Consider the following 15,815-nt stretch of genomic DNA (forward strand, 5'->3'; position numbering starts at 1 on the left):
TCTTCTCCACGGTGCAAGATGAATGCAAAGCTGTTGCCTTTCTTAGGTGTCGCTTTAACCTTACCCGTTGCGTTAGCAAGGCGCACGTAGCAACGATCTTCTCGAGCGTCATGAATTTCCAGTTGGGCGGTTTTGTTTATGATCAGCTTTTTCAGACTAGCGCTACCATAGGTTCGTGGGTCAAATGCACTATCTAATTGTTTTAATTTAGTACCGAGATCGCCAAGGTAAATACTATCGCTGTCTCCAATCAATTGCCAGTAAGCATCAAGTAATAGCTTATCAAGCTCAGCCTCATCACCAATGTCATTCACGTTCTCGTCTTCTACTCCAATATTCTCAACATAGACAAAATTATGACAAGCTTTACGAAACGCAGCTGGCGTATCCTTTTTTCCGACTGCCATTACATGCAACCCTTTTTCACTGATTCTCTGCGCGAGTCCAGCAAAGCCGCCATCACTACTCACAATGCAAATTGCGTTGATTTTATTGGTCGAACAAATCAGCTCGATAGCATCCATGATGAGCGCATGATCCGCTGCGTCTTTACAGTAATGAAACTGTTGCTTAGGTGCTGAGCTTGTTTCAAGCATAATGTCCTTCCAACCTTTGTGAGTTGGATTAGTCCAATCTGCGTATACCCATTTACTAGCAATGTTTCCTTTTTGGCTTATCTCTCTCAAAATATCTTGATACTTAGAAGGTTGCGCGTTTTCACCATCAACGAAAACCGCAAAGTTTAGTGAGTTCATATTTGCAGCCCTCTAAGATATTGTAAGAACATCACTTAATAAATACCCACGAGTTAGTAGAGCTTCCTTTACGTGATACTTATGGTCACGTTCTACTATATCTAGTAACTCTGTCGCAGAAAGCGGCGGCTCCATCACCATAACTTGCTTCTCACACAACTCCATTTTTCTAAGTAAGATAAGGTCATTGTTATCCAAAGCATAGATAGTTATTGGTGACGAGGCGCCCTCTGAAGATTGATAAACCAGCTCACCGTTGATCTGAACAGTTTGACAAATGGGTGTTGCTTCCATCGTTCGACACCATCCTTTCAACTTTTCTGCAAGGTTAATCGATACGTCATTATCAAAAATCAGAAGTTCGATCTTATCCTGTTTCAGTACTTCTTGAAGCAGGTTGTCGATATCGAGAGAGAGGAAGTCATTCACCGTGATGGTTTTACCTTCACTAATATCTACGGCTTTTGATACATCAAATATTTTATTTAAGTTCAGTTTATTTTCTCGGCCGACCTCTCTGGACTTCAGTTCGAAAAGTTTCTCATAATACCGCTTTTGTTCATCAGAAAAACGCTCGAACTTAGCCAATAGTTTCTTTGCTTCATCGATTGCAAACCCAAGATCGTCAGAACTCAGTACGTGATTACTGCGCGTAATACATTCGGGTATATAGCTGTTCCTATCACCCAACGCCAGGACATTATGACGGGCTCCAAACTCGCAATCTTCCATAAACGCAGCCACCCGTTCCATGTAGTTCACAAGTGCATTGTATGAGTTTGCACTTGTGAACTGTGATGGTTGCAGTTGTTCAACGAGCCAATTGAGTTTTTCTTCAAGTTGTTGTCCCTGTTCCTCTTCACCGTAGCTGTGATTATGATACTTCATTTGATTTATAACGGATTGAAAAGATGAGTAAATGGTCTCCTTATCAGCCTCTTTACGCTTTTCTAGCATTTTTAGTCTACTTTCTGCATTTTCGATGGACTCGAGTAAAGCGGCGATAAGAGATTGCATTTGGCGTTGATAATCAAATGGTAATACCTTGGTTGGCTTTACATAATTAGGAACGGCACCAAAGGGCGCAGGCCTGCTTCTATCCATAGCTACACTAAGGTCAACTTCTTTACGAACCTTTTGATTGAAACTCTCAGACAACAACCGATTGATATCATCAAGACATGAGGCGTCAAGGAGTTGCTGCCTGTGCTCAAGAGTTCTAACAACACTGTCGTCTTCTCCAATATTGGTTACAACGGACATTAAGAAGCTTTCTAGATGGTCTTTGTCTAACGGTAGAGATACCTTTGATACAACATTGTGAACAAAAGCGTGGTGGTTAGACAGGCGTTCGTTTAGCAGAGCACGCAGCTTTATCAAGTACTCTTCGTTTGCTCCGCCTCCCTTCTTCCAAGCGGTAATTCTGGAAGGACTGCAGTTACAACGTTTGGAAATATCTATGTCTCTTAATCCTTTTCCTTCAAGAGCTTTAAGTAAACTTTGAGCACTATTTATATCGATTGGATCCAACTGGTCTGTTACGTTCATATTCGCCTCATTTCATTATTGTTTCGGTTGTTACTATAATCACCGAGATAGGAAAAAAAGAGAAATATGGCAGAAAATTTTATATATAACTAATTGATAATTAATAAAACAAGAAGAATGACAAGACAAAATAAGTTCATTTTTTGTTCTATTTGGTTGAGCAATTTGGTACTCAGCCTTCTAACATTTTCAAAAAAATTTATAGCTCGCCACACTATCAAGACAAAGTCTGTTTAACGGAAATATTAAGGAAAACTAAGGAAAATAAACCATCTAACACAGAAATAAAGCGGAAAACTCACCGTTTAAATCAACTTAAAATGAATAAAAGCTCCCCCTTATTTATCGGTTCTTGTCTGACTCAAACACTCTACCCCCAGAAGCATTACCTCAAAAATCACTTCCACCCTAAAAAAATGATGTATATACTATTTATAATTCCTTTATGGAGGTAGAAATGGATACCACACAAACAACTCAGGATTTTCAGAACCTTAAATACGGTGCGGATGAGTATATAAAACGTCGTAACATCCGATTATTAGCCAACCACCGTAAAGAACTGCGCAATTACACCCGTGCAGAAGCATCTTCATACCTCGATATAGACGCTAAAACACTGGACAAATACGTCGCAGCTGCAGGGATAGACCCCCGTCGTCATAGCGATTCACAGTGGTCAATAGATATTGCAGAAATGTATCTTGTCCGGGACCAGCTTCCGGAAAGTCTGCGTAAAGAAGCAAAGTTCCAACGCAGCGAGAAACAGCAAACCCAGGTACTAGTGATCCAGAACCAGAAAGGTGGGGTTGGCAAAACGGTCTCTGCTGCCACAATCGCGTCAGGTTTAGCAACCGAGTTCCATCAGGAATATCGTGTTGGCCTAATCGATATGGATGGTCAGGCTACACTATCGATGTACTACGCACCGGAAGCAAACCAGGAAGGAAGCCTGTCTGTTGGCGACCTGATGATGCGTAACTTTGATATGGATGAAGGCGAAACGTTTGAGCAAGTGGTATCCGAAGCGTTTCTGGAAACCACCATTCCAAACCTGCGTATTCTGCCAGCATCACAAAGCGATCGTGCGATGGAGGGCTGGTTTCATGAGCAAGTCTTTAATCACAAACTGCCCTCCCCTTACGAGATTTTAAGTGATGTCATTGATGCAGTAAGAGATGAGTTCGATATCTTAATCATTGATACACCGCCATCATTAGGTTATGCAACATTTAACGCTTACTATTCGGCGACCAGTGTCGTGTTTCCATTGTCGATTACCGAAAACGACATCGACGCAACCTGCTCATATTTCAGCTACATTCCTCAAGTATGGGCACTACTAAAAAACGCCAATCATGAAGGTTATGACTTCATGAAAATATTGCTAACCAATCACAGAGACAGTTCGAGCACCACTGACCTGATGAATAACCTGTACGATTATTTTGCTCCTTACCTGTACTCAAAAGAGTTCAAACACAGTGAAGCCATCCGCCAGGCTTCTTCGCTTCTATCAACCGTATTTGATATGTCCAAAAGTGAATACCCAAAGAGCAAAGCAACCTTCCAAACGGCACAACAAAACGGCTATGAAGTGACCAGTCAAATCTTACGAGACATTCTTAACGTCTGGCGTGAACAGGAGAATAACTAATGGCGAAGAAACGAGGCGCAAGCCCTCTTGGAAACACACCAGGCGCAGCTGAAGCGCAACAATCTGCAGCAAAAGCAAATCTGGAAACACTGTCTAATCAGCTGACAGCAGAACTAGAGAAGTCAGGTGAAAACATTGCTGACTACTTAAAAGCTCAGTTTGGTCTGGAGTCCATTGGTAAAGCGATGACTTGGCAACTGTCATCTGGTACATCTGCGACATTTAATGAGGTGACATTGTCACACGATCAGGTGCGCGACAATACTATAGTCACCTTTGATGTTAATGGCCGTGATCAGTCTCTTCTGACGGCAGAGTCTCTGTCTGATTTAAACTCACTTGAGTTTCAGCAGTTCTACCCTGCAGTAGGCCGTGAAGTGGACGGAAAAATCGACATTCTCGACGGTTCACGCCGCCGCGCTTGGTTCCTGCTTCAGGAAGGGAAAGTTGATTCATTCCGTGTTCTGGTTACTCAGGATGACATTTCCACAGCTGACGCCAAAGCTCTGGCCAAGCAACTGCAAACCGCCAAAGAGCACAACCAGCGTGAAATCGGTCTACAGTGCAAAGCGATTATGGACAGCGGAGAATACACTCAGGAAGATGTAGCCAAACTAATTGGCATCAGCCGTCCTGCAGTCAGCAAAGCACTGAAAGCTGCAAACATCGACTCTGCAATTATCGGCTTGTTTCCTGTCGTCAATGAACTATCTCATACCGACTACGCTTTACTTGATAAAGTCATGAAGGTAGTTGAAAAAGATAAGAAAAAAATATCAGCATTCGCTAAGAAAGTCAGCCAGCAGATTATCAATGCCCAGCCAGGACAAAGCAGCGATGAAGTTAAAGACAACATTATCAATGTGATCAAAGCCGAGCTGAAAATAGTGGAAGCTAAACAGGAAAAAGACAAAGCTGAAGTCACTCCCCTCGCCCAATTCAACAGCAAAGGTATGTTTGCCCGTAAAAGAGTTAAAGGACGTAACTTTTCTTACGAGTTCGGACGACTGTCGAAAGAAGTTCAGGAAAAGCTGGACATTGCAATTGCCAATGTATTAGCTGATAGTGAATGAGCCCCATCAGAAAAGTCTAAAAACTAAGCCAGCACCTGTTGGCTTAGTTGTACCAAACTGCCACTTTGATATTACGGATCGAATTAAGCCGTTATTGGGCAAAAATGACTTAGAGACTAACTCTAAGCCGCACCTTAGGATAAGCAGAGATAATTCAAAACTAACTTTGCACATCTATCAAGTCGCTAGTTTCTTCAGTTCAGCATCTAAGTATTCATCAACAGCATCAACATCAATATGACCAGCGTTGTGCCAAGCATATACTTCCTTGAGAGCTAAAGTACCAAATCGAGCCCAACCGATTATGTTGGTTCTCAATAAGAATTGCACCATATCACCACCAGACTTAAGCGCTGCATCTCCCGAATCAATCAAACAGAGCGTACCGTGAGCAACCAATAGCATCCGTCGTAACTCTGGATTACTCTCTGAGGGAACGCACTCCTTCCATAGCTTTTTGTGATAAAAACGCTGCTTACTCGCCCACATTAGTCGTGTTAAAAGATCGGTAATTAGAACTGGGATTGCCATGGCAACACCATGTCTCAAATCATAACCTTTTTCGAATACTTGTGTTGCTACAGTGGCAAAAGATTGTCTGTGTTGACCAAATTCACCAACATCCAGTAATAGCAGTAAGTTATAGAAAGGGATTGGAATACCCGCGCCACGTCCCGAAGCTCCGGAAGAACCAGCCATATCAGAGAATAAGTGTCCTAGCCAGTTGGCAAAGCCAGAAAAGACTTTGGCTATAAAGTTTCCGCCTTTTAACTCATGGGTTTCAGTATCAATAGTGATTATCTGACCGTTTGAGATAAAAGTCGAGGTATCCGTAAACTGATTCAAGATAGAGAAAAATAGACCAATGAGATCGGGAGAATGCGCCAAACTCTTTAAATGGTGATTCTTGGGAGAAAGGTTATTGACCGCGCCATCTGTCCCGTTTTTACCAAATGTGGTCGCTTGGTCATAGTTAACTTTGAAGTTACGCTCTAAGTAACCAATTGCACTCTTAGTTGAGTCCCCTCCTTCCTTCCCCCTTGCCAGCCGCACGCTGAGGCAAATTTCTCGACAGCCGAGTCAACAGCGCTATCTGCAACTTTGGTGAACTTTCCGTCTCCGGGCATACCGACGAAGAACACATCTATAAGCCCACCGATGACACCACACGTACCAGCAATGAGGTAATCATACTTATCACATTGAGCATTCTTGATGGTAAACTCATCTTTGATGCGTTTTTCGAGCTCTATTCGCTGAATTGGTGACATCAGTGTAGTAAACGGATCTGCACTTAAATCAACGTTGTTGCTCAGAGCATACTGCTCAACCGAACTCTGGTATTGTGCCCAACTCATATTTTCATTGAAATCTAGAGTATCGAGCAGGGCTATTGGCGCAATGCTTGGCTTAATTTGTGAGTGTGCGATAGATCTATCTAGGTCGAGTAACTCTTGAGTAATATCTATAGTTTCAACCAATGGAGAGTTAAGGTTTTGGTTATCCAACATCATATCCAAATCTGCTAGCGCTTGGTCAAGAGCATCATTATTTGATTGTTGACTTTGCTGTAAAGCATTAAGAGTCTTGTCCAGTTCACTTAACTTGTTTTCCGACTGATCCAGCTGGTGCTTTTGCACCAGCATAGCCGAAACGTGTTCATCTGATTTAGTCACTATGAAAACATCCCTGACAATTTACCTTTGATGACGTCAGCTGCTTTGAAATACCCGATTGCTTCAAAGACTTTGGCAAGTTTTTCCATATCTAAAGTAGAGATGTCTTGTTTTAAATTGAGTACACTAACGGTTACAGTCTCACCGTCTTGTTCACGTTCAACGGTTTTCTCTTCGTAGAAAGACATAATTACGGTGTAAATTTGCTGCTTGGTTGCTTCACGAGTAAGCGATTGAAGTTTTTCGTGATTAAGTTCCGTTGGACACTTCAGTTTGAAGCACTTGTTTTGAGTCGCATCGCCTTTTTGTGTAAGTACATTTCCTGCTGAGGTCAGTTGCTTCACTTTTTGTAAAAGCAGTTTTACTTTTTCATCTTGGACGCCGTGAGAAAGAATGCTCTCGTTCAACTTGATGGTAATGAAGTTGATATCTTCCATTAAGTGTGACACGGTTGCTTGGGTCTGCTTAATAACTTCGTTAAGCATCAGCTCTCTGCGTTTGGTTTTATCAAGTTCATTTGCTCCTGTTAAATGCTTAATGCCTTTGTAAGCACCGACACCTATTAGGACTGCAACACCAATACCAGTCGCCATACTAGAGAACCCTAATGCGCCGCCTAAACCAAGCGTTGCAAGGCCTGACGTTAAACCAGCAGCTGACATGCCAACTACTGAGCCTGAAAGGTAAACCGCAGCCAAAGGCACTCCCACAGCCCCCGCTTTTGCTCCAAGCTCTTTCATGCCACGAGTTAGTGCGTCGTCACTAAAGTCATCACTGAGCATCTTAAAGTCGAGCTCGAGTGCGTCGATGATTAGTTCAACTTCTTCATCACTAATATTGAACAAGTAGTTGTTGTCTTTAAAGAAGGCAAAGTTTTCATGCTGTCCATCGTTCACACTCATAAAAACGCTGAACAGATCTTTAACGAGCGAAATCTTAACTGATTTATTGTGGCTAGGTATGCAGGTTTCATCGATTGTTTGTATCAGAGATTCTAAGCTCTCTAGTTCGCCGGTTGTGGTGATGTACTCTCTTAGCGCAAAACGTGATTCAGAGCTGAGCTCTAAGCGGGTCATGAGCAGAAGAATCTGCGCAAATTCATTTTTGTCGACTTCGCCGTCGTCGGAGTAGGCCATGTTCACGATAACTTTTAAATAGGCGACTTTGAGGTCTTCTGACATTTCAGATAGTGCGACTAACTGATCTTCTTCTTCGAAGGTATCAAATTGACTGCTGATAGTGTTTAAGAACTCAGCTAACTTCTCGAGATTACATTCACTGATGTGCTCAATTTTAAAGGATGATCCATTTTTTTGGGTGACTGTGGTGTACTCGGTGATTTTCTCTTTGCCTTTATCATTACTCGTTACATTGCGGACATATTCCGCGGTTTCTAGATCGCTAAAGTTTACCATTTCAGGTGACTCGAATGCTGGTTTGTAGACCATTTTCTCACCAGTAAATGCTAAGCCATCTTTACCACTGCCAAATACGGTGCTATCGAGTAATGCAATGACGGAGCCGATTGCATCTTGCAGGCACATAGATTTAGCCGCATTGTTGAGTTTTTTCTCCGGAATATCTGGCGCGATGTGGAGGCCTTTATGCGCAACTTGGCTGACGTTTTCTTTAATAAATACATTTATGTTTTGCATTGCAAATACCTGAATTTTAGATAGATGACTTTAAGTGTTAGCTCGAACACAAGTTGTGAAATATCACCTAAATTTTACTTTTATATGACAAATCAAAATGAGTTTACATTTGATGAGTTGCATATTCTGTGAAATTTAACACATTGATTTAAATTGAAAGCTACCTAATAACAAGACCAGTTTTTAAGGCATTTAGAACTCATGAAGTCTTCGTCTAATCTTAAAGCTAACAATGAAGCATTTCACAATTGGTTTATTAATGATGATTTTCGGAAGTCGAAGTACATTTGGGGACGACAGAGCTATAAACGCTACTCGTGTTTTGTATGTTCCATAAAAGTGAACCTAACACCACAGACTGAGTATGAACGATTTTGTCAAATTATGTACATTTCCTAATTCCGGTTGACATTAGGAAATGTAGGGAAAGTTTTGGCGGTATTCATCGGCTTTAAATAAAGCTGACACGCTTTGGAGAAAACTCTGTTTGCAATAAGCGACTCATATTTCGACAGTAACGGGATAGTTGCCCGTAAGAGAGTTAAAAGACGTAACTTTTCTTACGAGTTCGGGCGTTTGTCGAAAGTGCTTCAAGATCTGCTGGATAAAGCGATTCAGGCAGTACTGGATAAGCAATGATACTATAGTTTTTCGCTTTCCGCACATGATGAAGCCGCCAACAATGGCGGCTTCATCGTATGAGTTGATATCAATAACACCTTTCGCTTTATCAAATCACACTGCAAATAAATTTATTTGCTAAAAGTACTTTTTGGGCTCCCACCCCCTGTGTAATTCAATGTTGAACCAGTCATAGTTATTCCCATCAGGTAATACCGCCTGATATGGAATCAAGGACTAATAAAATGTCAGGATTTAAAAGCGGCTATGAGCCATCTCAGGATGATCTGGATAACCATTCAGATCAGTTGAACCCAAACAATGATGCCTACTGGCAGTCCAGAGGCGAAGATGAACGGCCTGAAGACTGGGAGGATATGGAATGAGTAAAAAACAAACTCCACCAAACGGACCAAGTAAAACTGGTAACCCTTCGGGTAAAGACCGGGGCAATAACCCTCCGCGCAAATAGTACAAAGGCAGCCGTTTAATAGGCTGCCTTACTCTTATGGTATCGGTAGTATTTTTTATATACTTCGGGGTGTACCAGCTCATTCCAAGTAATGCCTTTAACTGCATTATACAACCTATCCAGCATCTCACAGAGGAAACCGATAACAGCAAAATCAAACCCATTACGACTGAAAGCTTCATAGATAAAATTTTCGATCCTATCAAAGCTAGGCTTCGTATCCCCTCTTCTCCACTCTTTTAACCGATGAGAACGAGCCATATCTAACGTAACGCCTTCTCCAGAATCCTGCCTATCAATGTCAATAAACTTAGCTAAGGCCCCTACCTCAACATCAAGTAACTTAGCAATATAGCAAAGAAAGCAATCAAAATGACACTTACCCTCAAAACTGAAAATCTCATGAAAAATGCCATATTTTGGCCATTTTGAAGCGTCTTCCATATCAGCTTCGGTATAACCGCCTTCTATAAGCATTTTGTTTAAAATCGTGACATCAATTGAAGCCAAAAGAGACAAGTAGAAATCAAGCTTGTATCGCATAATCGCTTGAATATCATCAGTACTCATAGATGGAATGCCGTTCATCTCCAACACACGCTTTTGTGCTTGCAAGAATGCTTGTGTTTCCAAATCAGACAGTAAAGAGTTATCGAGACCTACTTTGAAATAATTGGATGCTCTTATATTTTGTTCCTGACCGCCTTGGGCCCAAGCTTCCAAAGCCTGTTGTTCAGTACCAATTCGCTCTTTTAAATATGAAATGTAATAGGCCTTGTCGTAAATTTTATCGTTACGTAATTCAACGCCTTTAATCAGCCCTATCCATTCATACGTAGTATCAAACTTAGCAACGGGTTCCGTAGGCACCATATGAAGTAAGTCAGATTCAAAAATACCTAACTCATCAAACATAAATGAAAGTACTTTCTTCGCTGACTTGGAAGATATTCCGGTTTTATGGATGTTATCCAGAGTGCTATTACTTACAGGGATTTTGCCTCCACTAACCTTTGATATATGTTTCATCAGATTACGATATGATGATCCGAGGCCAAGATAAGTAAAAATCTCTTCAGTGCTGGGCAAGAATACATATTTTTCTTCTCGTTTAGGTACCAGAAATTTTTTGTCTTCATCTAAAAATTGAAACAAGTTAGCTTTAATATCCATCAAGAATTTAAATACCTCGGTTGTCGAGCTGTTTGCGACATTCATCAGCTAGGTATGGGTACGTTTGAATAATTTTCCGCATAATGATTTCAAAACTTCGGTCATGCGCTTCGTTTTTGTTATATGTGGGAGACCAAGAAAGCATGTATCCAACTGAGTTGTGGCGGATTTAGTTTACTATTCGTCTTTTCTGGCTTTCATTGGTTAAATTATTCCAGTCAGAACCTTGATTGAGCCTTTCATACTGACCTTTAGCTATATTTCTCCATGTTGAGACGGGGAATGGTGGGATGGGCTCATTGGGTAATGCTTTAAGTTCTTTTTCAAAAAATTCAGCATCTTGTTCGTTATTTAGAGAGTTTAACTTGGAACAGTGTGGCCAAGAACACTTTATACCGTCAGTCAGAGGAAGAAAATTTATTAATCTAAAGAACGGTTCTTTTATTGGTCTTGGCTTTATCATTTTAAGAGGCATGACATTACTGGTGATACCCGACTCCTGAAGGTTCTTGAAGAGAGCCTTAGCGTCAAACTCAGTGTATTTGAAATGCTTTACTAAGTTTTTTGGTGAGAAAGCTATGATGTCGGTCTCATCAACTATGCATGTTGCCTCTAGCTTTTCCCCTGCATTTTGCACATCGGTTATGTCAGCAATAAAACCAGGGTGACTATAGGGATGAATAATGACAGGAAGTATTAGCTTTTTATTCACGCCTTTGAAAACATCACAGTATAAATCGCGAATAACTTCACGTACGTAGTCATTGTCTACACCTTCATTATTACCGATGTTCGATAGTTCATAATCCTCCATATCATCAATGCAGTCATAACATAACTTCAACATGCCCTGTATTGTTTTGCCTATTTGAGGTAAAGGCTCCCCATTAATGGCTATTGCAAAAACAGGGTTCCATAGATACTGAAGAATCTCTATATCGAGTCCGTACCTATCGTAATACTCTCGCTCCGTCATCTCGGTAGTAAGTTTTTCAAATAACCTTTTTGTCATTGTCACTCCTTGAATTTTGTGTGATACATCCCAAACAGGTACTGCGTTACTACCAACACTTAGGTTTTCGAGCACTACTAAATCATCACAGACATTGTTCAGAGAGGTTGGTGCGCCATTACCTTGTATGAATAGCCAACAACTTGATAGGCCACTTATTTTATATTAGGGACATTAACTCAATTAGGTCAAAGAGTACTTCATCGGAGCTACAAGCCCCTAACCTACTTAGCGACAGAAAGGCCTTATGTTCAGCCTGAACATTGACAACTTCCAGCTCGGTAAAATCAACTGAAAGCGATTCGTTTTACAATCCATAGCATACTTCAGTCCTTAAAGGTAAAAGGCAGGATTTTAATATTTATATAAATAACAGACACTTAGATTTCTACTCATCAGGTAGCAATCGGAAAATCATTTTCCAAAAAAATCAACGGCCTTTACTTACTATGAGCATTATTCCATATGTAGTATCTTTCTTATTATATGATTAATACACAAAACTACTTAGAAGGTCATACTTTGAATAGTGTAGATAATTTATCAGCTATAACCAGTGAAAAAGCTCCAAATACCGAAACGGCACAAACTTGTACTGCAGTTTTTAAGCACTATGACACTCATTCGAAAAGCGTAGATGAACAAATGCTCCATGTTTTCATTGAAATTCCCTCAAATAAAGAAATCATTAACACTACTACCTTTTGGGGATTAAAACCGGCTGATATTGCCTCCGTAGCGACACTTTTCTCTGCAGTTTTCGTTGCCATAAAATTCTTTTCAGATAGGAAAGAAGCAAGAATAACTTCTGATATTACAAAGCTAGAAGAACAGCTGAGAACTTTGTATGGTCCACTAAAAGAACTACGTGAAGAATCAAAACAGCTTTACAAAATGTTTGCTGTAAGCCTGAAAGCTGAGTACGAATCTCAAAATGGAATTCGATTTAGAACCATGACTTACCTTCGTACAAACCCTCCAACTTCATTACCTAAATATGACCAAAAAATTCTTACTCATATCATTGATATATCGAAAAAAAACATCGATTTTATCGAACAAAACGGATGGGCTATTGAATCAACAGCATTATCGACTTTACTTGGAAACTTATGTGCACATTTTAGAGTAATGGAAATAGCTGCAGCTGGTAAGTTGGTAGGTGCACCTGATAAACTTAAAGATATTGTATTTCCATTAGAAACTGATGGTGCTTTGGATAATGAGATTAAAAGAATTGAAGCTCGTATCCATAACTTGCGCAATCCTACAGGATACTTTAGTAAGACCATGTCCAAACTAAACAAAATATTATCCCATAGTTCTACGATAGATTTTTATAACAAAAATTCAGACCAATACTATATGCAAACCAACCATGTTGATATGAGCAATAGTTACCGTAGGTTTCGTAAGTATGTTACTGAAGGGCGAATCTTAGACGCTGGGTGTGGAGTTGGCAGAGATACTCGTTATTTCATCTCTAAAGGTTATAAAGTGCAATCATTCGACCTTTCTGAAAAAATGTGTGAGATAACAAATAAATATCAGTTTGCCTTTTGTACTGAAATGTCTTTTCTTGATGTGAGCTTCTATGAGGAATTTGATGGTATCTGGGCAAATGCTTCATTACTCCATTTAAACAATAAAGAGCTATCAGAAGCATTAACTCGATTGGTTAGGGCTACCAAAATAGGTGGTTATCTTTTCGCATCTTTCAAAACAAAAGACAATTTTGTAAAGCAAGATTCTCGAGATTTTTACTTCCATACTAAAGAGCAACTGAATCAGATCATTGAAAGTAAAAAGTTAAATATAGAATTAGTCGAAGAATGGAAAGAGTTTAAAGACCAAGACCCTAGTAAAGAATCATTTGAATCATACATTTGGAAGAGAACGTCTTAGTCACTACTTTTCGCAGTATACTCCCGCTATATAAATTGAGCCATCCATAACGAGCTGTCTAACGAAATTCCCTCCAATGTTCAGCTTGAACATTGACAAATATATCCCCGTTTAAATCAACCTGAATCGGTTCGTCTTCCATTCCAAAGTATCAGTCATCCCTTACTAGACAAGGGCTGACTAATAGTAAAAGAAAACGGCGACACCTGAAACTTCTGCCTGATGGGCGACAACGGTATTAGCAACTAGGAACAATTAAAATATACTGTTTCATGAAAAATCCTCGTAACCTATTGCTATACATATCAATTTACGCTTTTATACTCAGACTAAATACTATTCTCTAAATAATAATAAAGGCTGTTTATGGACGTAAATTTTGATGTTTGGGTTGATAGTGGAAAGGACTTTTCTATTGATATGAACTCTGGTTTAGATACTTTCAAAGGAGCATCTGAAGTCACTAGAAAAGTTGCAGAAACTCTACTTACAAAGCACGTACCTAAGCAGCTACACCACAGTAATAAAATTAGAACTCAATTAAGACAAAACTTTAAGGGCTCCTTTGTTCAAACATTTTCATTATCTATAGATGACCCAGAACTCGAAGAAAATTACAGAAAAATTGGCAGAGGTGCCTTTATTGAATTGATTTCATTTTTTATGAGTGAAGCGTTATATCAAGAGAGTCCAGAGTTATCAAACAAAGCTCGGATTACATTAAATAAGTTAGGGGACAAGCTGACTGAGAAATTGATAGAAGAACTTCGAGTTTCATCATTAGCCCATTTACACACGGTATCAACTAACTTTAATCAGGAAGTTCAGCTTAGATACTATAAAAATAAAAGCAAAAAAGAAACAGTGGTTGTTGCCAAGCTTGACCAAACTACAGGTGAAGTGTTGAAACCGAAAACTGACACGGCGACGGTAACGTTAGAAGCAAGTATTACCCGACTTAACATCAATACAGGTAATGGCAGGCTACAAATTAAAGGCGATACAGGGACTGTTGCATTTGGATTCTCTCGGCCTGGTCACTACCCACATCGCGATAAAGTATTGAAACAAAAATTGTCTGATAACTTGCATGTAAATAACGGTATTGGTTCTGATAAGAAAAAATGGAAAACAATTAAGTTAAAAGCTCATACTCAAAAAGCTCAACACGGCCGTATAATAAAATATATCATTGAAGGTATCGCTGATGCTTAATCGGTACTCAATCGCCGCTATTATCTTAATGCTGAGTGTCATAGCTTCTTATGTGATGCAATTTCACTTTAACCTTGGGTATGAGTTATCTAAAAAAGCTTCTGATTGGGTAAACTTCAGCAATTTTGTAGGCGGACTAACCAGCCCAATTCTAAGCTTTATCTCGTTGGTTTTATTAATACACTCACTAACTTTGCAGAATGAGGCAAATACTGAACTCCGCGCCGAAGTGAGAAGAAACCAACGTAACGAAAAGCTAAGATCATTTGAAACTTATTTTTTCAGTCTAATTGAAGCTCAAAAATCGTCATTTTCAAACTTCAGTCTCGACTTCCCACCAAGCCTTGGAGGTTGCTCCTTGTCAGGCATATACGCAGTAAACCAACTGGAAAGCCTGATTATTCACACTCTAGACAATAAAGGTACGTTTTCCGATATCAAAGAACTGTTGGAACACATAGACCAAGAGGAATGTGTTTATAACGCCGTTAGAATATTCTACAACACTGTAAAAATGATTACTGAAAGGTTATCCGATGAGAATGGATTTAATGTAGATATTCGAAAAAACCAATTCCAAACTCTGGTCAGTTTTACTGAATTCTATCAACTGCACTTGCTCATAATAAGCATGCAATTTATGGATTGCCATCAGACAAACTACCTTAAGAGCAATGAAGAATTCATGGATGTGCTTGAAGATCTAGGGCTAAAAGTAGACCCTTATTAATAGCCTTATGAGGCAACTCGTATACATAATACGCTAATTCGACGTCAATGTTCAGGCTGAACATTGACAACCCTCATCCACTCATCACTATTGTATTCATCCAAATTAGTTTTCATTTCAGCGACTACATTCAAATCTAATTTAAATTTATTTTCTTCGGGTAGCAATTCAGAACTATTTGAAAAATAGCATCAGGGTCAATTTTTTTTGGGTGGGTAAAACAGGAGTAGGGGAGTTGTAATGTGATTCGTCTCCTTTAAGAGCTGGTAACTCAAATGGTTTAATTTCCGAAGGAGGTGGATAGGTTCATTATCCTAAAAATC

At 39.8% G+C, this 15,815-nt stretch carries 13 protein-coding genes and 2 pseudogenes; 7 read left to right on the plus strand and 8 right to left on the minus strand.

Annotation, left to right across the window (positions count from 1 at the left end):
- Both P4S59_RS24050 and P4S59_RS24055 read right to left on the minus strand, forming a co-directional pair.
- On the minus strand, positions 1-755 hold a 755-nt coding region (locus tag P4S59_RS24050), incomplete at its 3' end, for an NYN domain-containing protein (RefSeq protein WP_337169217.1).
- 12 nt (positions 756-767) lie between these two features.
- Positions 768-2,303 carry a hypothetical protein gene (locus P4S59_RS24055; protein ID WP_337169218.1) on the minus strand — a complete coding sequence of 512 codons (1,536 nt, stop codon included), beginning with the start codon at positions 2,301-2,303 and terminating at the stop codon, positions 768-770.
- 457 nt (positions 2,304-2,760) lie between these two features.
- Here P4S59_RS24055 and P4S59_RS24060 point away from each other — a divergent pair, with 457 nt between their 5' ends.
- Together P4S59_RS24060 and P4S59_RS24065 are read left to right on the plus strand one after the other, a co-directional pair.
- Positions 2,761-3,960, plus strand: coding sequence for a ParA family protein (locus P4S59_RS24060; RefSeq protein WP_337169219.1), 1,200 nt, complete (start codon positions 2,761-2,763; stop codon positions 3,958-3,960).
- Complete coding sequence (locus P4S59_RS24065; RefSeq protein WP_337169220.1) at positions 3,960-5,033, plus strand: ParB family protein; 1,074 nt, start codon at positions 3,960-3,962, stop codon at positions 5,031-5,033. Before P4S59_RS24060 ends, P4S59_RS24065 begins: the two co-directional genes overlap by 1 nt.
- Before the next feature lie 177 nt (positions 5,034-5,210).
- Here the strand turns inward: P4S59_RS24065 and P4S59_RS24070 are convergent, their stop codons facing one another.
- Genes P4S59_RS24070 through P4S59_RS24080 form a run of 3 tightly spaced genes read right to left on the minus strand, consistent with a single transcriptional unit; the run spans position 5,211 to position 8,364 of the window.
- On the minus strand, positions 5,211-6,086 hold the full coding sequence (locus P4S59_RS24070; RefSeq protein ID WP_337169221.1) for a hypothetical protein: 876 nt from the start codon (positions 6,084-6,086) through the stop codon (positions 5,211-5,213).
- Positions 6,026-6,709, minus strand: a complete 684-nt coding sequence (locus P4S59_RS24075) for a hypothetical protein (RefSeq protein ID WP_337169222.1) — start codon at positions 6,707-6,709, stop codon at positions 6,026-6,028. Before P4S59_RS24075 ends, P4S59_RS24070 begins: the two co-directional genes overlap by 61 nt.
- Complete coding sequence (locus P4S59_RS24080; RefSeq protein WP_337169223.1) at positions 6,709-8,364, minus strand: hypothetical protein; 1,656 nt, start codon at positions 8,362-8,364, stop codon at positions 6,709-6,711. The genes P4S59_RS24075 and P4S59_RS24080 overlap by 1 nt, the downstream gene beginning before the upstream one ends.
- A gap of 507 nt (positions 8,365-8,871) precedes the next feature.
- Here P4S59_RS24080 and P4S59_RS24085 point away from each other — a divergent pair.
- Positions 8,872-9,003 (plus strand): annotated as a pseudogene (locus P4S59_RS24085) (ParB family protein); the annotation flags it as partial.
- A 227-nt stretch (positions 9,004-9,230) separates the two neighbouring features.
- Entirely contained in the window at positions 9,231-9,371 is a 141-nt protein-coding gene (locus tag P4S59_RS24090; protein ID WP_213893715.1) for a hypothetical protein, read from the plus strand.
- A gap of 101 nt (positions 9,372-9,472) precedes the next feature.
- Here the strand turns inward: P4S59_RS24090 and P4S59_RS24095 are convergent, their stop codons facing one another.
- Together P4S59_RS24095 and P4S59_RS24100 are read right to left on the minus strand one after the other, a co-directional pair.
- Positions 9,473-10,630 carry a hypothetical protein gene (locus P4S59_RS24095; RefSeq protein ID WP_337169224.1) on the minus strand — a complete coding sequence of 386 codons (1,158 nt, stop codon included), beginning with the start codon at positions 10,628-10,630 and terminating at the stop codon, positions 9,473-9,475.
- A 169-nt stretch (positions 10,631-10,799) separates the two neighbouring features.
- Positions 10,800-11,642 carry a hypothetical protein gene (locus tag P4S59_RS24100; RefSeq protein ID WP_337169225.1) on the minus strand — a complete coding sequence of 281 codons (843 nt, stop codon included), beginning with the start codon at positions 11,640-11,642 and terminating at the stop codon, positions 10,800-10,802.
- A 522-nt stretch (positions 11,643-12,164) separates the two neighbouring features.
- Between P4S59_RS24100 and P4S59_RS24105 the strand changes: the two genes are divergently transcribed.
- The 3 genes from P4S59_RS24105 to P4S59_RS24115 all read left to right on the plus strand — a co-directional run bounded on the left by P4S59_RS24105 (position 12,165) and on the right by P4S59_RS24115 (position 15,492).
- Positions 12,165-13,547: a class I SAM-dependent methyltransferase gene (locus tag P4S59_RS24105; RefSeq protein WP_337169226.1), complete on the plus strand. Its 1,383-nt coding sequence runs from the start codon at positions 12,165-12,167 to the stop codon at positions 13,545-13,547.
- A gap of 366 nt (positions 13,548-13,913) precedes the next feature.
- Positions 13,914-14,762, plus strand: coding sequence for a hypothetical protein (locus P4S59_RS24110; RefSeq protein ID WP_337169227.1), 849 nt, complete (start codon positions 13,914-13,916; stop codon positions 14,760-14,762).
- Complete coding sequence (locus P4S59_RS24115) at positions 14,755-15,492, plus strand: hypothetical protein (protein WP_337169228.1); 738 nt, start codon at positions 14,755-14,757, stop codon at positions 15,490-15,492. The genes P4S59_RS24110 and P4S59_RS24115 overlap by 8 nt, the downstream gene beginning before the upstream one ends.
- A 68-nt stretch (positions 15,493-15,560) precedes the next feature.
- Here P4S59_RS24115 and P4S59_RS24120 read toward each other — a convergent pair.
- Positions 15,561-15,777, minus strand: a pseudogene (locus P4S59_RS24120) (hypothetical protein); the annotation flags it as partial.
- Between the last annotated feature and the right edge of the window lie 38 nt (positions 15,778-15,815).

Source organism: Vibrio sp. M60_M70 (assembly GCF_037162085.1).
In the GTDB taxonomy this organism is placed as follows: Bacteria; Pseudomonadota; Gammaproteobacteria; order Enterobacterales; family Vibrionaceae; genus Vibrio; species Vibrio diabolicus.